The sequence below is a fragment of the Pseudomonas sp. CDFA 610 genome, from assembly GCF_021147865.1.
GTDB classification, from domain to species: Bacteria; Pseudomonadota; Gammaproteobacteria; order Pseudomonadales; family Pseudomonadaceae; genus Aquipseudomonas; species Aquipseudomonas alliivorans.
This window is the reverse complement of sequence record NZ_JAGTPM010000011.1, coordinates 168,746-187,973: the sequence shown is the minus strand read 5'-3', so window position 1 is coordinate 187,973 and position 19,228 is coordinate 168,746. Positions and strand designations below refer to the sequence as shown.

Annotated in this window: 24 protein-coding genes; 11 read left to right on the top strand and 13 right to left on the bottom strand. The window is 58.0% G+C overall.

Translation table 11 applies throughout. The features are described 5' to 3' along the window. Positions 1 to 57 precede the first annotated feature (57 nt). Positions 58 to 816 (bottom strand): Nif3-like dinuclear metal center hexameric protein, encoded by a 759-nt coding sequence (locus KDX39_RS21100; RefSeq protein WP_099226321.1) that lies wholly within the window; start codon positions 814 to 816, stop codon positions 58 to 60. Positions 817 to 926: 110 nt separating this feature from the next. On the opposite strand from KDX39_RS21100, the gene algW reads away from it, so the two are divergent. Further along, positions 927 to 2,087 (top strand): Do family serine endopeptidase AlgW, encoded by a 1,161-nt coding sequence (gene algW / locus KDX39_RS21095; protein WP_099226322.1) that lies wholly within the window; start codon positions 927 to 929, stop codon positions 2,085 to 2,087. Positions 2,088 to 2,297: 210 nt separating this feature from the next. Here the strand turns inward: algW and hisC are convergent, their stop codons facing one another. From hisC to KDX39_RS21045, 10 genes are all read right to left on the bottom strand, one after another. Continuing rightward, entirely contained in the window at positions 2,298 to 3,350 is a 1,053-nt protein-coding gene (hisC, locus tag KDX39_RS21090) for a histidinol-phosphate transaminase (RefSeq protein ID WP_231661689.1), read from the bottom strand. Further along, on the bottom strand, positions 3,350 to 4,696 hold the full coding sequence (hisD, locus tag KDX39_RS21085; RefSeq protein WP_231661688.1) for a histidinol dehydrogenase: 1,347 nt from the start codon (positions 4,694 to 4,696) through the stop codon (positions 3,350 to 3,352). The genes hisC and hisD overlap by 1 nt, the downstream gene beginning before the upstream one ends. Before the next feature lie 124 nt (positions 4,697 to 4,820). Further along, positions 4,821 to 5,456 (bottom strand): ATP phosphoribosyltransferase, encoded by a 636-nt coding sequence (gene hisG, locus KDX39_RS21080; protein ID WP_004881537.1) that lies wholly within the window; start codon positions 5,454 to 5,456, stop codon positions 4,821 to 4,823. A gap of 155 nt (positions 5,457 to 5,611) precedes the next feature. Next, positions 5,612 to 6,877 carry a UDP-N-acetylglucosamine 1-carboxyvinyltransferase gene (gene murA / locus KDX39_RS21075; protein ID WP_004881538.1) on the bottom strand — a complete coding sequence of 422 codons (1,266 nt, stop codon included), beginning with the start codon at positions 6,875 to 6,877 and terminating at the stop codon, positions 5,612 to 5,614. Positions 6,878 to 6,899: 22 nt separating this feature from the next. Further along, entirely contained in the window at positions 6,900 to 7,139 is a 240-nt protein-coding gene (locus KDX39_RS21070) for a BolA family protein (protein ID WP_099226326.1), read from the bottom strand. 113 nt (positions 7,140 to 7,252) lie between these two features. Next, complete coding sequence (locus tag KDX39_RS21065; protein WP_099226327.1) at positions 7,253 to 7,558, bottom strand: STAS domain-containing protein; 306 nt, start codon at positions 7,556 to 7,558, stop codon at positions 7,253 to 7,255. Next, positions 7,555 to 8,208: an MlaC/ttg2D family ABC transporter substrate-binding protein gene (locus tag KDX39_RS21060; protein ID WP_231661687.1), complete on the bottom strand. Its 654-nt coding sequence runs from the start codon at positions 8,206 to 8,208 to the stop codon at positions 7,555 to 7,557. The genes KDX39_RS21065 and KDX39_RS21060 overlap by 4 nt, the downstream gene beginning before the upstream one ends. Positions 8,209 to 8,218: 10 nt before the next feature. Further along, on the bottom strand, positions 8,219 to 8,686 hold the full coding sequence (mlaD, locus tag KDX39_RS21055) for an outer membrane lipid asymmetry maintenance protein MlaD (protein WP_004881542.1): 468 nt from the start codon (positions 8,684 to 8,686) through the stop codon (positions 8,219 to 8,221). Then, positions 8,686 to 9,483 (bottom strand): lipid asymmetry maintenance ABC transporter permease subunit MlaE, encoded by a 798-nt coding sequence (gene mlaE, locus KDX39_RS21050; RefSeq protein WP_099226329.1) that lies wholly within the window; start codon positions 9,481 to 9,483, stop codon positions 8,686 to 8,688. Before mlaE ends, mlaD begins: the two co-directional genes overlap by 1 nt. Beyond that, on the bottom strand, positions 9,483 to 10,292 hold the full coding sequence (locus KDX39_RS21045) for an ATP-binding cassette domain-containing protein (RefSeq protein WP_099226330.1): 810 nt from the start codon (positions 10,290 to 10,292) through the stop codon (positions 9,483 to 9,485). Before KDX39_RS21045 ends, mlaE begins: the two co-directional genes overlap by 1 nt. 325 nt (positions 10,293 to 10,617) lie before the next feature. Between KDX39_RS21045 and KDX39_RS21040 the strand changes: the two genes are divergently transcribed. The 10 genes from KDX39_RS21040 (at position 10,618) to KDX39_RS20995 (ending at position 17,672) form a co-directional block, all read left to right on the top strand. After that, positions 10,618 to 11,592, top strand: a complete 975-nt coding sequence (locus tag KDX39_RS21040; RefSeq protein WP_231661686.1) for a KpsF/GutQ family sugar-phosphate isomerase — start codon at positions 10,618 to 10,620, stop codon at positions 11,590 to 11,592. After that, positions 11,593 to 12,132 (top strand): KdsC family phosphatase, encoded by a 540-nt coding sequence (locus KDX39_RS21035; RefSeq protein ID WP_231661685.1) that lies wholly within the window; start codon positions 11,593 to 11,595, stop codon positions 12,130 to 12,132. It begins immediately after the preceding gene. Positions 12,133 to 12,141: 9 nt separating this feature from the next. Beyond that, positions 12,142 to 12,714: an LPS export ABC transporter periplasmic protein LptC gene (gene lptC, locus KDX39_RS21030; RefSeq protein ID WP_231661684.1), complete on the top strand. Its 573-nt coding sequence runs from the start codon at positions 12,142 to 12,144 to the stop codon at positions 12,712 to 12,714. Next, positions 12,701 to 13,249 carry a lipopolysaccharide transport periplasmic protein LptA gene (gene lptA / locus KDX39_RS21025; protein WP_099226333.1) on the top strand — a complete coding sequence of 183 codons (549 nt, stop codon included), beginning with the start codon at positions 12,701 to 12,703 and terminating at the stop codon, positions 13,247 to 13,249. Before lptC ends, lptA begins: the two co-directional genes overlap by 14 nt. Next, on the top strand, positions 13,249 to 13,974 hold the full coding sequence (gene lptB / locus KDX39_RS21020; RefSeq protein ID WP_099226334.1) for an LPS export ABC transporter ATP-binding protein: 726 nt from the start codon (positions 13,249 to 13,251) through the stop codon (positions 13,972 to 13,974). The genes lptA and lptB overlap by 1 nt, the downstream gene beginning before the upstream one ends. Positions 13,975 to 14,169: 195 nt before the next feature. Next, entirely contained in the window at positions 14,170 to 15,663 is a 1,494-nt protein-coding gene (locus KDX39_RS21015) for an RNA polymerase factor sigma-54 (protein ID WP_025996319.1), read from the top strand. Between the two features lie 74 nt (positions 15,664 to 15,737). Beyond that, the gene (gene hpf, locus KDX39_RS21010; RefSeq protein ID WP_004881551.1) at positions 15,738 to 16,046 is read left to right on the top strand and encodes a ribosome hibernation-promoting factor, HPF/YfiA family; all 309 of its coding nucleotides are present in this window, start codon (positions 15,738 to 15,740) and stop codon (positions 16,044 to 16,046) included. A 12-nt stretch (positions 16,047 to 16,058) separates the two neighbouring features. Next, positions 16,059 to 16,523, top strand: a complete 465-nt coding sequence (gene ptsN / locus KDX39_RS21005; RefSeq protein WP_004881552.1) for a PTS IIA-like nitrogen regulatory protein PtsN — start codon at positions 16,059 to 16,061, stop codon at positions 16,521 to 16,523. Between the two features lie 2 nt (positions 16,524 to 16,525). Continuing rightward, positions 16,526 to 17,383, top strand: coding sequence for an RNase adapter RapZ (gene rapZ / locus KDX39_RS21000; RefSeq protein ID WP_231661683.1), 858 nt, complete (start codon positions 16,526 to 16,528; stop codon positions 17,381 to 17,383). A 16-nt stretch (positions 17,384 to 17,399) separates the two neighbouring features. Continuing rightward, positions 17,400 to 17,672, top strand: a complete 273-nt coding sequence (locus KDX39_RS20995) for an HPr family phosphocarrier protein (protein ID WP_099226336.1) — start codon at positions 17,400 to 17,402, stop codon at positions 17,670 to 17,672. 28 nt (positions 17,673 to 17,700) lie between these two features. Here KDX39_RS20995 and KDX39_RS20990 read toward each other — a convergent pair whose 3' ends face one another. Together KDX39_RS20990 and KDX39_RS20985 are read right to left on the bottom strand one after the other, a co-directional pair. Continuing rightward, a complete protein-coding gene (locus KDX39_RS20990) occupies positions 17,701 to 18,588 on the bottom strand; it encodes a ZIP family metal transporter (RefSeq protein WP_231661682.1) in 888 nt (295 codons plus the stop codon). A gap of 28 nt (positions 18,589 to 18,616) precedes the next feature. Further along, complete coding sequence (locus tag KDX39_RS20985) at positions 18,617 to 19,228, bottom strand: superoxide dismutase (protein WP_231661681.1); 612 nt, start codon at positions 19,226 to 19,228, stop codon at positions 18,617 to 18,619.

The following is a 19,228-nucleotide window of genomic DNA, read 5'->3' as shown; positions in this document are numbered from 1 at the left end:
AATCAGCGCAGCGGCTAGATCGAAACGATCTATGCATATGCTCCGCCGTTTGATCGGTCAGATCGGGTTGGGGCAGTCGATAAAGATGTGCTCGACCGCAAAGCGCCGCGCCAGATAATCCCCCAGTGCCTGAACACCGTAACGTTCGGTGGCATGGTGTCCGGCGGCAATGAAACTGATGTCGTTTTCACGGGCACTGTGAAAGGTCTGTTCTGACGCTTCGCCGCTCAGGAACAGATCGACGCCTTCAAGCACCGCCTGGTCGATGTAACCCTGCCCGCCCCCCGTGCACCAGCCGACCCGACGAATCATCTGACTGCCTTCGATCAGCAACGGCTCGCGCCCCAGCGCGTCCTGCACTCGACGGGCGAAATCACGCGCAGTCACGGCTTCGGACAGTGAACCGACCAGACCGACCACCTTGGGGTTTTCCGGATCAAGAGGGCCCTCAACGGTGATGTCCAGCTGCCGAGCCAGTTGCACGTTATTGCCCACGTCCGGATGAACATCCAGCGGCAGGTGATAGGCCAACAGGCTGATGTCATGCTTGAGCAACGTTTTCAGGCGGCGCTGTTTCATGCCGACGACACAGGGGTTTTCGCCTTTCCAGAAATAGCCATGGTGCACCAGGATCAGGTCGGCCTGGGCTTCGACCGCGGCGTCCAGCAACGCCTGGCTAGCAGTGACGCCACTGACGATGCGCATCACTTGCGGACGGCCTTCGACCTGCAGGCCGTTGGGGCAGTAATCCTGAATACGGGCGCTGTTCAGATAGCGATCGGCTTCTTCAACCAGGGTGCTCAGGGCAACAGCCATAAAAGACTCCTAAATATGCAGTTCAGAGCTGCTTTGTACTCGTATAATGCCCGCCATTATGGCGCACCCGCGGCAAAAATCTCTGCGCCGAAACCATCAGGACGTGTTCAATGCTCAAGGCACTGCGCTTTTTTGGCTGGCCGCTGCTGGCCGGTGTGCTTATCGCCATGCTGATCATCCAGCGTTATCCACAGTGGGTCGGACTGCCCAGCCTGGATGTCAATCTGCAACAGGCGCCGCAGACCACCAATATCATGCAGGGCCCGTCGTCCTACGCGGATGCAGTCAGTGCCGCCGCGCCAGCGGTGGTCAACCTCTATACCACCAAGATGGTCAACAAGGGCAACAATCCGCTGTTCGAAGACCCGCAGTTCCGGCGGTTCTTCGGCGATAACACGCCGAAACAGAAGCGCATGGAATCCAGCCTGGGCTCCGGCGTGATCATGAGCCCGGAAGGCTACCTGCTGACTAACAACCACGTGACCATTGGCGCTGACCAGATCGTGGTGGCGCTCAAGGACGGCCGCGAAACCATCGCGCGCGTGATCGGCAATGACCCGGAAACCGATCTGGCCGTTCTCAAGATCGACCTGAAAAACCTGCCGTCGATCACCATCGCCCGCTCGGACGGTATCCGCATCGGTGACGTGGCGTTGGCCATCGGCAACCCGTTCGGCGTCGGTCAGACAGTGACCATGGGCATCATCAGCGCCACGGGTCGCAATCAGCTGGGCCTTAACACCTATGAAGACTTCATTCAGACCGACGCGGCGATCAACCCGGGCAACTCGGGCGGCGCGCTGGTGGATGCCAGCGGCAACCTGACCGGCATCAATACGGCGATCTTTTCCAAATCCGGTGGCTCGCAGGGCATCGGTTTCGCCATTCCGACCAAGCTGGCGATGGACGTCATGAAGTCAATCATCGAACACGGTCAGGTCATTCGTGGCTGGCTGGGTATCGAAGTTCAACCGCTGACTCAGGAACTGGCAGAGTCGTTTGGCTTGAAAGATCGTCCGGGCATCGTGGTCGCCGGCATCTTCCGCGATGGACCGGCGCAGAAAGCCGGGCTGCAGTTGGGTGACGTGATTCTGAGCATCAATGGCGAACCGGCCGGCGATGGCCGCCGCTCGATGAACCAGGTGGCGCGCACCAAGCCCAAGGACAAGATCGCCATAGACGTGATGCGCAATGGCAAGGAGTTGCGACTCAGCGCCGAAGTAGGCCTGCGACCGCCTCCTGCGCCGACGCCTGCTGCGAATCCCGAGTGATTCGAAACGGGCGGGGTAACGGATTGTGGCGCGTAGACAGAACCGACAACCCTCGAACAAGATCGGGCCCTCGCTGCGCGCTCACCGTTAGACACCTGTCTTGCTGCAACCAACGGACCGATCTGCACCCCAGAAGCTGGACGCCCATCTGACTTCCTGGGGTCAGATCAGACTGTGAGGCGTCCCGCGGCGCTACGCGTGTCACAGCTCTCAGATGTCGCTCAACCCTTCCAGCAATGCCTGATGCTGTTCCGGCGTACCAATACTGATGCGCAGGAACTGCGCGATGCGTTGCTGCTTGAAGTGACGCACGATCACGCCTTGCTCACGCAGTTTCGCAGCCAGTTCGGCGGCATCGTGCTGTGGGTGGCGAGCGAAGATGAAGTTGGCGGCTGAAGGCAGCACCTCGAAACCTTTGGCCTGCAACTGTTCAACCAGCGCTTCACGGCTTTGGATGACGTTGTTGCGCGTCACCTCGAAGTGCTCGTGATCGTCGAATGCTGCCGCTCCGCCCACATTCGCCATGCGGTCCAGCGGGTAGGAGTTGAAGCTGTTCTTGACCCGTTCCAGCGCTTCGATGAGATCAGGATGGCCGACCGCAAGACCGACGCGCAGCCCCGCCAGTGAACGCGACTTGGACAGGGTCTGGGTCACCAGCAGATTCGGATAACGATTGACCAGCGCAATCGCGGTCTCGCCACCAAAGTCGATGTACGCCTCGTCCACAACCACTACCGAATCCGGACTGGACTTGATGATCCGCTCGACCGCCTCCAGCGCCAACAGACAGCCGGTGGGCGCGTTGGGGTTGGGAAAGATGATACCGGCGTTCGGACGCGCATAATCCTGGACACGGATCTGAAACTGCTCGTCCAGCGCTACCGCTTCATAATCGATGCCATACAGGCCGCAATAGACCGGGTAGAAGCTGTAGCTGATGTCCGGAAACAGCAGCGGTGCATCGTGCTTGAACAACCCGTAGAAGATATGCGCCAGCACCTCGTCGGAGCCGTTGCCCAGGAAGACCTGGTTGGGCTCGACGCTGTAATAACGGGCCACCGCCTGCTTGAGCAGGTCGCTATTGGGATCAGGGTAAAGGCGCAGGTCGTCGGTGAGCGCACCGCGCATGGCTTCGAGCGCCTTGGGAGACGGGCCATACGGGTTTTCGTTGGTGTTGAGTTTGACCAGCTTGCTCAGTTTGGGCTGCTCGCCCGGCACGTAAGGCACCAGATCGCGAACGAAGGGACTCCAGAATTTGCTCATCAGTTGCCTTCCTCTGTGCGACCGGCTTTCCAGCTCGGGTCGGTAATTCGATATTCGGCGCTGCGGGCATGGCCACTCAGCGATTCGCCACGAGCCAGCACGGAAGCCGTCTTGCCCAGTTCCGACGCGCCCTCTGGCGAGCAATAGATAATCGAAGAGCGCTTCTGAAAATCGTAGACCCCCAGTGGCGACGAGAAACGCGCCGTGCCGGAGGTCGGCAACACATGATTGGGACCGGCGCAGTAATCGCCCAGCGCCTCGGAGGTGTGACGGCCCATGAAGATGGCGCCGGCATGGCGAATCTGCGGCAGCCATGCTTCAGGGTCGGCCACCGACAACTCCAGGTGCTCGGGTGCAATGCGGTTGGCCACTTCGATGGCCTGCGCCATATCAGCCACCTTGATCAGCGCGCCGCGGCCATTGATGGACGTCTCGACAATCGCTGCACGCTCCATCGTTGGCAGCAGACGAGTAATGCTGGCGGCGACGCGGTCCAGGAACTCAGCGTCCGGACTGACCAGAATCGCTTGCGCATCTTCGTCATGCTCGGCCTGGGAGAACAGGTCCATGGCGATCCAGTCAGGATCGGTCTGACCGTCACATACCACCAGAATCTCGGACGGACCGGCGATCATGTCGATACCCACCTGGCCAAACACGTGGCGCTTGGCCGTGGCGACATAAATGTTGCCGGGACCCACGACCTTGTCGACCTTCGGCACGCTTTCAGTGCCATAGGCCAAGGCCGCAACGGCCTGTGCGCCACCGATGGTGAATACGCGGTCGACGCCGGCGATGCAGGCCGCAGCCAGCACCAGTTCGTTGATCTCGCCACGCGGCGTCGGCACGACCATGACCACTTCGGTCACGCCCGCTACTTTGGCAGGAATAGCGTTCATCAACACCGATGACGGGTAGGATGCCTTGCCGCCCGGCACATAAAGGCCTGCACGATCCAGCGGCGTAACCTTCTGGCCAAGCACCGTGCCGTCGGCTTCGGTGTAGCTCCAGGAGTCCTGCTTCTGCTTTTCGTGATAACTGCGAACACGCTCGGCAGCCTTCTCAAGCGCCTGTCGCTGGACTGGCGTGATACGCGTCAGCGCAAGTTCCAGACGTTCGCGGGGCAGAATCAGATCGGCCATCGACGCGACCTGCAGGCCATCGAAGCGCTGGGTGAACTCGACCAGTGCGGCGTCGCCACGTTCACGCACAGCCTTGATGATGTCGAGCACGCGCTGATTGACCGAGTCGTCAGACACACTTTCCCAGCTCAGCAGATGATCCAGATGTCGGGCGAAATCCGGGTCGGCAGCATCGAGTCGGCGAATAGCGGTGGAAGTGGTCATGGCGAGGGCCTCAATAATTGGCGGATGCTCAGGAGCCTAAAGCTACCAAGCTATCCGCGCAGGCACCTGAGAAATTTGGCTATGACACGGATAGCTGGACGCAACTCAACGTTGCGTGATCGGGTCAGCCGCGGTGTCGCGACTCCACTGCCTTGCGCAGGGTGTCGATGAGCGCCTGAATACGCGCGTGCTGCATTTTCATGGAAGCCTTGTTGACCACCAGACGCGAACTGATGGTCGCGATCAGTTCCTGTGGCTCAAGACCATTGGCACGCAGTGTGTTGCCGGTGTCGACCACGTCGATGATCTTGTCGGCCAGACCGATCAGCGGGGCCAGCTCCATCGAGCCGTACAGCTTGATGATGTCGACCTGACGACCCTGCTCGGCGTAATAACGCTTGGCGACGTTGACGAACTTGGTAGCGACGCGCAGGCGGCCCTTGGGCTCTACAGCGCCGATGGCACCGGCAGTCATCAGCTTGCACTTGGCAATCTGCAGATCCAGCGGCTCGTAAAGCCCCTGTCCGGTGTATTCCATCAACACATCCTTGCCCGCCACACCCAGGTCAGCGGCGCCATGCTCGACATACGTCGGTACGTCCGTGGCACGCACGATCAGCAGACGCACATCAGGCTGGGTCGTGGGAATGATGAGCTTGCGGCTCTTGTCCGGATTCTCGGTCGGCACGATGCCTGCCTCAGCAAGAAGCGGCAGGGTGTCGTCAAGAATGCGGCCCTTGGACAGTGCGATGGTCAACATGGGAAACGTAAGTCCTTATCAGGAAACTTTTGGCATGACGCAAGCGGCGCATGACAATCCTCAGGCACAGAGTGCCGGAGGTGAAACGAATCGGAAATCACACCTGCTATCGAACGACAACCCCGGCGCACTTGAGGCGCCAGGGTCGTTGACCACTAGCCCGGAACGCGACGGATCTTGGCGCCCAGCATCTGCAGCTTCTCTTCGATGCACTCGTAACCACGGTCTATGTGGTAAATGCGGTCGATCAGGGTATCGCCTTCGGCGACCAGAGCCGAAATCACCAGACTGGCCGAAGCACGCAGGTCGGTCGCCATGACTGGCGCGCCCTTTAGGCTTGGCATGCCGGTCACGATGGCCGTATTGCCTTCCACCTGGATATGCGCGCCCATGCGGTGCATTTCGTACACGTGCATGAAACGGTTTTCGAAGATGGTTTCGATCACTGCGCCAGTGCCTTCAGCAATGGCGTTGAGCGAAATGAACTGCGCCTGCATATCGGTCGGGAACGCCGGGTAAGGGGCGGTCCGCACATTGACGGCCTTGGGCCGCTTGCCATGCATGTTCAATTCGATCCAGTCGTTGCCGGTGGTGATCTCGGCGCCGGCTTCCTGAAGCTTGAGCAGAACGGCTTCCAGAATGGTCGGATCGGTGTCCTTGACCTTGACGCGACCGCCGGTAACGGCCGCCGCAACCAGATAGGTACCGGTTTCGATACGGTCAGGCATGACCTTGTAGGTCGCCGAACCCAGACGCTTTACACCATCGATGGTGATGGTGTCGGTGCCTGCGCCGTGGATTTTCGCACCCATGGCGATCAAAAAGTTCGCCAGATCGACCACTTCAGGCTCACGCGCAGCGTTCTGCAGCACACTGCGACCGTTCGCCAGGCTGGCGGCCATCATGATGTTCTCTGTACCGGTCACGCTTACGGTATCGAAGAAGAAATTGGCACCGCGCAGGCCGCCCTCAGGCGCCTTGGCCTTGATGTAGCCGCCTTCGACGTCGATGATCGCGCCCATGGCTTCAAGACCACGGATGTGCAGGTCAACCGGACGAGAACCAATGGCGCAACCACCAGGCAGCGCGACTTCTGCTTCGCCGAAGCGCGCAACCATCGGGCCGAGTACCAGAATCGACGCGCGCATGGTCTTGACCAGTTCATACGGTGCGATCAAGGTCTTGATGGTGCGAGGGTCGATTTCCACGCTCAGCTTTTCGTCGATCACAGGCTCGATGCCCATGCGGCCGAACAGCTCGATCATGGTGGTGATATCGTGCAGGTGCGGCAGGTTCTGAACGGTAACCGGCCCATCGGCCAGCAAGGTCGCAGCCAGGATCGGCAGCGCAGCGTTCTTTGCCCCGGAAATGCGGATTTCGCCATCAAGACGAGCACCACCGGTAATAATCAATTTATCCATTAGAATCTCGACACCAATTGGCTCAGGTGCGCTCGGCCCAGGCAGCGCGGCTGAAAAATTTCATAGTCACCGCGTGGATACTGCCGTCGGCAATCCAAGGGTTCAGATGGGCATAAATCTGTTGCTGACGCTTGACGGGGCTCAGACTGGCCATCTCGTCACTGATCACGTTCAGCTGGAAGTTGCAGCCTTCGCCTTCGACTTCCACATTGATTTCGGGCAGCTTTCCTTCAAGGAAGGCTTTCACTTCTAGGGCCTGCATGCTTAACCTCGATCGGCGCTGAACGCGCGCGGGTCGGCCATGATACAAAAAAGCCCATGCTATGCGAACCCCGATGATGGGGTGCCGGACAGAGGGCTTTTCCGATTGACCTGTTAATGGATGTCCAGAAGCTCGTTCAGTCCTGAAACCTGAGCGATTTCACGCATGTCTTCGGGCAGACACTGCACCTTGAGCGACTTGCCGGCTTCGCTCGCGTCACGCATGAACGCCAGCAACAGGGCCAGGCCCACGCTGCTGGATTTCTCGACGCCTGAACAGTCCAGCGTCAGGGTCTCGAGATCACCGGACCTGATCAGCGCCGCGCCCTGCTTGCGCAGTTGCGGCCCGGTGCGGTAATCCAGAACCCCGACCAGTTTCAGCTCACCAGGCCCGACCAGACGGACAGCCGTCTCACTCATTGTGCAGACTTCTGCGCAGCTTGGTCGGTGGTTTCCTTGGCCTTGGCGACTACGCCAGCCCAGCCATCGATCGTCTTGTCCAGGTCGTTGCCGTTACGCTGCATGGCGTCGGCGAACTGATCGCGGAACAATTTGCCAATGTTGATACCGTTGATGATGACGTTACGCACCTTCCACTCACCACTGACCTTTTCAAGGGTGTAGGAAACCGGGTACACAGCACCATTATTACCCTTGACCTGCATATCTACGCTGGTGCGTTCGGCACCCTCTTCCTTGGCAGGCGAAACGGTAATGCCCTGGTTGTTGTACTCAAGCAAGGCGTTGCCATAAAACTGCATGAGGCTGCGTTTGAAGTTTTCCTGAAAGCGCTGCATCTGCTCAGGCGTAGCCTTGCGCGAATACTTGACTGTCATGATGCTGCGGGAAATGCCATCGGCATCCACCACAGGACCGACGATGCGGTTCAGGGCATCGTAGAACGCACCCGGATTGGCTTTGTACTGCTCTCTGTTGGCCGAAAGGTCACTCAGCAATTCCTTGGTGGTGCGATCTACCAGATCATGGGCTGACGTTGCCGACGCGGCATTGGCCAGCATAGGCAGGGCGGCCAGTAATACCAGAAGGCCACGGCGCAGAATCGAGATCATTTATAGCTCCTCATTTGGCGTCTTTGCTTACAGTATTGAGCAGGAACTTCCCGATCAGATCCTCAAGAACGAGGGATGACTGCGTGTCATGGATGGTCGACCCGTCCTTGAGCAGCGCTTGATCGCCACCTACGCTCAAACCTATGTATTTCTCACCCAGCAGGCCCGCCGTCAGGATCGACGCCGTGGAGTCTGCCGGAAGATTGTCTACCTTCTTCTGGATCTCCAGCGTGACACGACCGGTGTAGGTATCGCGGTCCAGATCGATCGCGGTGACCCTGCCGATCGTGACACCGGCCATGCTTACCTTGGCTCTGACAGTCAAACCGGCAATATTGTCGAAGTAGGCATAAAGTTTATAACTGTCGTTGGTTGCACTGGTGCTCAGGCCACTGACTCGCAGGGCCAGCAAGAGCAGAGCCAGTATCCCGGCCAGCAGGAACAGGCCGACACCGGTTTCGATGGCGCGGTTTTGCATCAGAAATCTCCAAACATCAAGGCGGTCAAAATAAAGTCCAGGCCCAGCACTGCAAGCGAGGCATACACCACGGTCTTGGTCGTAGCACGACTGATCCCCTCGGAAGTGGGATCGCAGTCATAACCCTGGAAAACGGCAATCCATGTCACCACAAAAGCAAATACGACGCTTTTGATGACGCCATTGAGCACATCGTTCGTGAAAGAAACGCTGTTCTGCATGTTCGACCAGAAGGAGCCCTGATAGACGCCCAGCCAGTCGATCGCCACCCAGGATCCACCCCAGATACCGACCACGCTGAAAATCATCGCCAGAATCGGCAAAGAAATGAAACCTGCCCAAAGGCGCGGCGCAACGATGTACTTGAGCGGATCGACACCGATCATTTCGAGGCTCGACAACTGCTCCGTGGATTTCATGTTGCCGATCTCTGCAGTGAGTGCAGAGCCCGCGCGACCGGCGAACAGTAGAGCGGTTACGACCGGACCCAGTTCACGCAACAGAGTCAGCGCAACCATCTGCCCGACCGCCTGCTCGGAACCGTACTTGGTCAGAATACTGAAACCCTGCAGCGCCAGTACCATGCCGATGAAGGCACCGGAGACGACAATGATGACCAGCGACATGACGCCGACCGAATACAGTTGCTTGACCAGCAATTGAAAACTGCTGCCCGTGCCGCCTCGACCCAGCAGGGCATGGCCGAGAAATATGCCTGAACGCCCCAGAACGGTAATGATATCTATGGCCGAACGCCCAAGCAGGCGGATACGGTCCATCAGTGACTTATTGCGCATCAGCGCTTCCCCAACAGGTCTTCGCGAAAATCCGGCGCCGGATAATGGAATGGCACAGGGCCGTCTGGCTCACCGGTCATGAATTGACGAATGCGCGGATTGTCCGAGGACATCAGTTCCTGAGGCGTGCCCTGCCCCAACACCTGTCCGTCACCGACGACGTACAGATAATCGGCAATGCTCGCGGTTTCGCTCAGGTCATGAGACACAACGATACTGGTAATTCCCAGTGCATCGTTGAGCAGCCGGATCAGACGCACCAGAACCCCCATGGCGATCGGGTCCTGCCCGACAAAGGGTTCGTCATACATCAGAATCTGAGGATCAAGGGCTATCGCACGTGCCAGCGCAACACGGCGCTTCATGCCACCTGACAGTTCGTCAGGCATCAATTCAACCGCTCCGCGCAGCCCAACGGCCTGCAGCTTGAGCAGAACGATATCGCGGATCATCTCTTCGGGCAGTTCGGTGTGAACACGCAGCGGGAATGCCACGTTTTCGAACACGTCCAGATCCGTAAACAGGGCGCCGCTCTGAAACAGCACGCCCATCTGCTTACGAGCGTCAAACAGATCACTGCGCGACAGCTCTGGCAGATTCTGGCCGTTGACCCACACCTGCCCTTCGCTCGGGCGCAGCTGTGCGCCCATCAGACGCAGCAGCGTAGTCTTGCCGCAGCCGGACGGCCCCATGATTCCCGTGACCTTGCCCCGGGGAATACGAATATCGACATTATTGAAAATGCTGCGCGTGCCGCGTTTGAAGGAAACCCCTTTCAACTCGACCGCGTAAGCGTTATCAGGACTCATCTAAACTCCTTGCGATACAGCCTCCCTCCTCAGCCGCCAACCCCCAAAGGGAGACAAGCCGTCCAGGCGGGCCGAACGAGCGGCGGACTATACCATCGCAGCGACACGCCACCCAAGAAGAGAACCAGTAGGTTCAGATATTCACCGGATAACCATTGAGCGCTCCATCAGCAGCGCCATTCGCAGTGCAACCTGCACCGCCCAGCTACAGACCCTCCAACGCGCAGGAAATTCGTTTATAAACGACACAACGACGATCAGACGTGAGGGAATCGTACAATACCGCTATAATCGCCGCCTTTCAGCAGTGCGATCCTTTCAAGATATGAACCAATCCAGTGACCTGATTCAATCCGCGCAACGCACCATTCGCCTAGAAATGGAAGCAATTGAAAGCCTGCTTGCACGCCTTGATGCAGATTTTGTGCATGCCTGTGAAATGATTCTCTCCAGCAAAGGCCGCGTTGTCGTCGTTGGAATGGGTAAATCAGGGCACATTGGCAATAAGATTGCCGCCACACTGGCGAGCACCGGGACGACTTCGTTCTTTGTTCACCCGGCTGAAGCCAGCCACGGCGACATGGGCATGATTACCCGGGACGACATAATCCTGAGCCTCTCCAACTCAGGGACGACCAGCGAGATCGTCACCCTGCTGCCCTTGATCAAGCGTTTGGGTATCCGAATGATCAGCTTGACCGGTAACCCTGACTCGACGCTTGCCAAGGCCGCTGACGTAAATCTGAATGTCAGCGTACTGCATGAGGCATGCCCTCTGAATCTGGCACCCACCTCATCCACCACCGCCGCCCTTGTGATGGGTGATGCGCTGGCCGTTGCACTGCTTGAAGCCCGGGGTTTTACCGCCGAAGATTTCGCCTTTTCTCATCCGGGCGGCGCATTGGGTCGACGCTTGCTGCTCAAGGTCGAGCATGTGATGCACTCGGGAGATGCACTGCCTACAGTCAAGCGTGGCATCCCGTTGCGCGATGCGCTTCTGGAAATGACCCGCAAGGGTCTTGGCATGACGGCTGTGCTGGAAACCGACGGTACACTGGCAGGCATCTTCACTGATGGAGATCTGCGACGCACACTGGATCGTCCATTCGACATACGTGAAACCACCATAGACGAAGTCATGACGATTCACGGCAAAACGGTGAATGCGGACATGCTCGCTGCAGAAGCGCTGAAAATAATGGAAGATAACAAGATCAGCGCCCTGGTCGTTGTTGACGAAAACGATCACCCGGTCGGGGCATTCAACCTGCAGGATCTCCTGCGCGCAGGAGTGATGTAAATGCAGACCCAGGCAGCGAACAGCGAACTGATGCAACGCGGCAAAGCCATCAAACTGGCGGTCTTCGACGTCGACGGCGTACTGACGGACGGTCGACTGTACTTTCTTGAAGACGGCAGTGAATTCAAGACATTCAACACACTCGACGGCCAAGGCATCAAAATGCTGATAGCCTCCGGTGTGACCACGGCCATTATCAGTGGCAGAAAAACACCCGTGGTTGAGCGCCGGGCAAAGAATCTGGGCATCGAGCACCTTTATCAGGGGCGCGAAGACAAATTGGTGGTACTGGACCAACTGCTGGCCGAATTGAACCTGAGTTACGAACAGGTCGCCTATCTGGGCGATGATCTGCCAGACTTGCCGGTCATACGACGCGTCGGTCTGGGCATGGCGGTTGCCAATGCGGCCGGTTTTGTCCGCCAACACGCTCACGGCATTACACAAGCGTGCGGCGGCGAAGGGGCTGCACGCGAATTTTGCGAACTGATCCTGAGCGCGCAAGGCAACCTTGAAGCGGCCAACTCCGCCTATCTATAGAAGCCATTTATGTTCAGCAAGAAAATTCGAAAACTGATGTTTTTCGGAGTGCTGGTATTGTTGTTCGGTGCCGTAGGCTACTGGAACATCAACCCGGAAAGCTTCATGGACCAGCCAGTGAGCCCGGTCGACGAGACCGCCATTGATTACTATGCGGTCAATACGCACACCCATCAGTACTTGCCGGACGGTGGCCTCCAATACGAAATGACGGCTGACAAGGTAGAGCATGTCAAGGCCACTGACGTGACCCTGCTGACCACACCTGATCTGCAGATGTACCGCGGCACCGAGTTCCCCTGGCATGTGCAGAGCAAGCAGGGCGAGGTCTCCCCTGGAGGCGAGCAGGTGGAATTGATCGATTCGGTTCGCGTTGCGCGCACCGACGAAAAACAACGTACGACTATCATCACCAGTAGTCGCATGACCGTATTCCCACAGAAGCAATATGCGCAGACCGACCAAGACGTTAGAATCGACGCTGCTGGCGGTGTCACTACGGCCAAGGGAATGAAAGCATATTTGAAAGACAGCAGGATGGACCTGCTGTCCAACGTCAGAGGACAGTATGAGGCTCGTTAAAACTCTTCCTTTTTTGCTCGGCCTGGGCGCAGCACTGGGAAGCGCGAGCGCCTGGTCCCTGCCAACTGACCGCGATCAGCCGATCCACATTCAGTCCGATGATGCGCAGCTTGATGACAAGAAGGGCGTTGCCACCTACAAGGGCAACGTCATCATCACGCAAGGTTCGATGAAGATCACCGGCAATACGGTGACCATCACGCGCAACGCTCAGGGCGAAGTGGATATCTTCACGTCTGTCGGCAACCTGGCCTACTACGAGCAAAAGCCGGCGGTCGACAAACCGATCGTGCAGGCGTACGCCGTCACCATTCAGTATTACGCCGCTCAGGACCGTATCGTCCTGATCGACAAGGCCAAGGTTGTCAACGACGGCAACACGTCCGAAGGCGAGAAGATCGTCTACGACACGGTCAGGCAGGTCGTCAGTGCAGGCCGTGCCAACGGTGGCGCTAAAGTGACCACGCCACGCCCACGAATCGACATGGTTATCCAGCCGAAAAAGAAAACCGATCAACCGCAGAAGGCCCAGTAATGGCGACGCTTAAAGCCCAGCATCTGGCTAAAAGCTACAAAAGCCGTCAGGTCGTGCGCGATGTGAGCATTTCCATCGAAAGCGGCCAGATTGTCGGCCTGCTGGGCCCCAACGGTGCCGGCAAGACCACCTGCTTCTACATGATTGTCGGACTGGTACAGGCTGATCAGGGCCGTGTACTGATCGACGACCTGGACGTCAGCCATCAACCCATGCATGGTCGTGCTCGTGCAGGCATCGGTTATCTGCCGCAGGAAGCCTCGATCTTCCGCAAGCTGTCGGTGGCCGACAACATCATGGCTATCCTCGAGACCCGCAAGGAACTCGACACCGCTGCCCGACGCAAGGAACTGGAAGGCCTCCTCCAGGAATTCCACATCACGCATATCCGCGACAACCTCGGCATGAGCCTTTCGGGCGGCGAACGTCGCCGTGTGGAGATTGCACGCGCCCTGGCGACAGCACCCAAGTTCATCCTTCTGGACGAACCCTTCGCAGGCGTGGACCCTATTTCGGTAGGCGACATCAAGCAGATCATTCATCACCTCAAGGCCAAGGGCATTGGCGTGCTGATCACCGACCACAACGTTCGCGAAACGCTGGATATCTGTGAAACAGCTTATATCGTCAATGACGGACAACTGATCGCAGAAGGCGACTCGCAAACCATTCTGGCAAACCAGTTGGTTAAAGAAGTCTATCTGGGTCACGAATTCCGCCTGTAAAAGCCGCCTTTGAAAAAGCCGCATCCGGCCCTTCAAGGCCGCCAATATCGATGCGGCTTATTGACAAGACATTATTTCTCGTAACGCTCTAGGCAAACGCCGTGCTTTCAGGCATATAATTTGCTTAAGTTGGCGTTTCGGCGCCTGTAGTGGATGGCGCGTGAGCGCCGGCGAATAAGGTGTTTAGCCCCTGCCATGAAACCATCGCTAGTCTTGAGAATGGGCCAGCAGCTGACGATGACACCGCAGCTGCAACAGGCAATCCGCTTACTCCAGCTATCCACACTGGACCTCCAGCAGGAGATCCAGGAGGCGCTGGAATCGAACCCCATGCTGGAACGCCAGGAGGAAGGCGACGACTTCGATAACTCCGACCCGATGGCGGACAACATCGAACAAAAGCCCAATCCCGATGTTCAGGAACCGACCTATCAGGAATCTGCGCCTACCGTAGATAACCTCGAGGAAGGCGAATGGAACGAGCGCATTCCCAATGAGCTGCCTGTCGATACGGCCTGGGAAGACATCTACCAGACCAGCGCCAGCAGCCTGCCCAGCAATGACGATGATGAGTGGGACTTCACCACCCGTACATCCGTCGGAGAAAGCCTGCAAAGCCACCTGCTCTGGCAGCTCAATGTTGCTCCGATGTCCGACAAGGATCGCCTAGTCGCCGTCACGCTGATCGACTGCATCAACAATCAAGGCTATCTCGACGAGACTCTTGAAGAGATTCTCGAGTCCTTCGATCCCGAGCTGGATATCGAGCTTGATGAGATCGAAGCCGTCCTGCACCGCATCCAGCAATTCGAACCGGCCGGCATCGGTGCGCGCACTCTGAGCGAATGCCTGCTGCTGCAACTGCGCCAGCTACCGGCAAAGACGCCCTGGCTGAGCGAAGCGCAGCGCCTGGTTACCGATTACATCGACCTGCTGGGCAGCCGTGACTACGGCCAGCTCATGCGTCGCATGAAAATCAAGGAAGACGAACTTCGTCAGGTTATCGAACTGGTGCAGAGCCTGAATCCGCGCCCAGGCTCGCAGATCGAATCCACCGAAGCCGAGTACGTCATTCCAGATGTCATCGTGCGCAAGGACAACGAACGCTGGCTGGTCGAGCTGAACCAGGAATCGGTACCGCGCCTGCGAGTCAATCCGCAGTATGCAGGCTTCGTACGCCGTGCAGACACCAGCGCCGACAACACCTTCATGCGCAATCAGTTGCAGGAAGCCCGCTGGTTCATCAAGAGCCTGCAAAGCCGCAACGAAACGCTGATGAAGGTCGCCACTCAGATCGTCGAGCATCAGCGCGGCTTTCTGGAGTATGGCGATGAGGCCATGAAGCCGCTGGTATTGCACGATATCGCCGAGGCGGTGGGCATGCATGAATCAACGATTTCCCGCGTTACCACGCAGAAGTTCATGCACACGCCACGCGGTATTTACGAGCTGAAATACTTCTTCTCCAGTCACGTCAGCACCTCAGAAGGCGGCGAGTGCTCATCCACGGCAATTCGCGCAATCATCAAAAAACTGGTTGCGGCGGAAAATCAGAAAAAGCCGTTGAGTGATAGCAAGATCGCTGGTTTACTGGAGGCACAAGGCATTCAAGTAGCCCGTCGCACAGTTGCCAAATACCGCGAATCTCTTGGGATTGCACCGTCCAGCGAGCGCAAGCGACTGATGTGATGCAGGCCGAGCCACAGCGTTCCAGTGGCAGGCATTACGCCTGCCTCTTTATGCACTGGCAAAGGAGAAGCTGTATGCAAGTCAACATCAGTGGACACCAACTGGAAGTGACCAAGCCACTCCGTGAATACGTTGAGCTAAAGCTCAAGAAACTCGAAGGGCATTTTGACAAGATTACAAACGTGCAGGTCACGATGGCGGTCGAGAAACTGAAACAGAAGATCGAAGCCACGCTGCATATCCACGGTGGAGAGGTAGTTGCCAATGCTGAACATGACGACATGTACGCGGCCATCGACCTGCTCACTGACAAGCTCGACAGACAATTGCTCAAGCATAAGGAAAAGCAGCAAAGCATCCTCAAGGGTGCAAACGCTCGCTGACGCTCACCACACATGATCCGACTTGAAGAAATCCTGACCCCCGGCCGTTCCGAAGTGAACGTGCCGGGCGGCAGCAAGAAAAGCGTACTCGAACATATTGCCCGACTGATTGGCCGCGAAGTACCGGGGCTTGATTGGGAAACAGTATTCAAGGCGCTCGTCGCCCGTGAAAAACTTGGCTCCACCGGTTTCGGCAACGGTATTGCCATCCCTCACTGCCGTCTTGCCACCTGTGGCGAACCTGTCAGTGCCGTCATTCATCTCAACGATTCCGTAGACTTCGATGCCATCGACGGCGCGCCTGTCGATCTGCTGTTCGTGCTGCTGGTCCCGGAGGCTGCCACAGACAAGCATCTGGAACTGCTGCGCCAGATCGCCAGCATGCTTGATTCCAAGGATGTCCGGACACGCCTGCGCAGCGCCAAGACCAATGAAGCGCTCTATCAAGTGGTGCTAGACGTGCAGAACGGCAACTGACCATGCGCATGATCATCGTGAGTGGCCGCTCCGGCTCGGGCAAGAGCACGGCGCTCGATGTACTGGAAGACAGCGGCTTCTACTGTGTCGACAACCTGCCTGCCGGATTGCTTCCGGAGCTTGCCGAACGAGCCTTGATCAACACCGAACTGGCCGAACCGCTGCTGGCGGTTTCCATCGATGCCCGCAACCTGCCCAGTCACCTGACCCGCTTCCCGGCCATGCTCGACGAGGTACGTGCGCGCAATATCCAGTGCGATGTGTTGTATCTGGATGCCGACGAAGCCACCCTGCTGAAGCGCTTTTCCGAGACCCGCCGGCGCCATCCGCTGAGTACATCGGACCGCTCGCTGGCCGAGGCCATACGTGACGAGAGCGCGCTGCTGGGGCCGATCATCGATCTGGCCGACCTCAAGATCAACACCACTCACCTCAATCTTTACCAACTGCGCGACACGCTCAAGCTGCGTCTGTTGAACAAGCCGGAACCAGGCACTGCGTTTCTGATCGAGTCGTTCGGTTTCAAGCGCGGCATGCCGGTCGATGCAGACCTGGTCTTTGATGTGCGCTGCCTGCCCAATCCGTACTGGAAGCCTGAGCTGCGCGATCATTCGGGACTCGAACAACCTGTCATCGATTATCTGGCGGCACAGCCCGACGTTGAAGAAATGTTCCAGGACATCTCTTCCTACCTCACTAAATGGCTGCCTCGTTTCGCTGCAAGCAATCGGTCCTATGTGACCATTGCCATTGGCTGCACAGGCGGGCATCACCGGTCTGTCTATCTGACAGAGCGGCTGGGGCAGGTTCTGCAACCATCACTCAAGAACGTTCAGGTTCGCCACCGCGACCTCAGCTGAAAGGAACACCTCTGCGATGCCCGCTCGTCAAATCACCATCATCAACAAACTGGGCCTGCATGCCCGCGCAGCCGCCAAGTTCGTAGGGGTCGCAGGCAAACACGCTTGCCAGATAAGAGTTGGCCGCTCGCCGGAGAGCATGGTCGACGGCAAAAGCATCATGGCCGTGATGATGCTGGCCGCTGGCAAAGGCACCGAAATTCATCTTTCGACTGAAGGTGAAGATGAGCAGGAAGCACTGGATGGCCTGGTCGAGCTGATCAACAACAAGTTTGACGAAGGCGAGTAAGACACTTCTTACACGCCCCACTCAATTGTCAGACCAGCGCTGTATCCATCACCATCATCAGACAGAACCCTGCAATCAGCCCCAGACTGGCGATCCTGTTGTGTCCATTGAGACGTGATTCGGGGATGATTTCGTGGGTCACCACCAGCAGCATGGCGCCTGCGGCAAGAGCCAGACCGAATGGCAGCAAAGGCTCGGCGATTGCGACGAGCCAGGCCCCCAGTAATGCGAACAGAGGCTCCACCAACCCGGACGCGGCGCCGATCAGAAACGCCCTGACCCGCGACATCCCCGCCCCCGCCAGTACCATCGCGATCACCAGTCCTTCAGGCACATCCTGCAAGGCAATACCGATGGCCAGACTGTCAGCTTCCGACAAGCCTCCGCCTGCCGATACACCAATTGCCATGCCCTCTGGAATGTTATGCGCCACGATGGCGATCACGAACAGCCAGATACGCGGCGCAATTGCCGGGTGATCCTGAATGCTTCCGGACTGCGCGCCCTGAGAAACGCTGTAATCCACTGCGAACAGGCCAAGGGCACCCAGAACGATTCCAAGTCCGATCAGGCCGCCAGCGCCCCACGGCGTTAACCCCAGGCCCTCGGCAGCTGCGAGGCCCGGCACGATCAGTGAGAATGCCGTCGCGGCCAGCATCACCCCGGCGCCAAAACCCAGCAGACCGTCCGACACCATGATTGGCATCTTGCGGATCACCAACACCGGCACCGCACCCAGCGCAGTTCCCAGAGCGCAGATCGCGCCACCTTCCAAGGCACGCAGCAGGCGCGGCTCAAGGTTCAGCCAGGCCAACCCTTGAGCCGCCAGTAAAGCCATACCCGCCAAGAGCAGCACGGTGCCTACTGCAAGACGAAACAACCGGACACTGCTGACAGCGAGTATTTCAGAACGCATAGACGGCCTTGGTTCGTGTTGAGGAATATCAGGCCACAGCGGCCTGATAACGCCGGGACACCTCGTCCCAGTTGACGACGTTGTAGAACGCATTGATGTATTCAGGACGACGGTTCTGGTAGCGCAGGTAGTAGGCGTGCTCCCATACGTCGAGACCCAGAATCGGCGTGTTGCCGCTCATCAACGGGCTGTCCTGATTACCGCTGCTTTCCACCACAAGCTTCTTGTCCGGCGTAACGCTCAGCCAGGCCCAGCCGCTGCCAAAGCGAGTCAGCGCCGCCTTGGTGAAGGCTTCCTTGAAACTGTCGAAGCCGCCCAACTGGGCGTCGATGGCTTTAGCGACCTCACCTTTCGGCAGACCGCCACCGCCGGGCACCATGACTTCCCAGAACAGCGAATGGTTGGCATGACCGCCGCCCTGATTGATCACTGCGGGGCGAAGGTTCTCGGGTAATTGCCTGACGCTGGCGACCAGCTTTTCGATGGGCCACTCGGCGTATTCGGTACCGTCGACGGCCGCGTTGAGGTTGTTGATATAGGTCTGGTGGTGCTTGGTGTAATGGATCTCCATGGTCTGCGCATCAATATGCGGCTCCAGGGCATCGTAGGCGTAAGGCAGTTCGGGCAAGGTGTAAGGCAT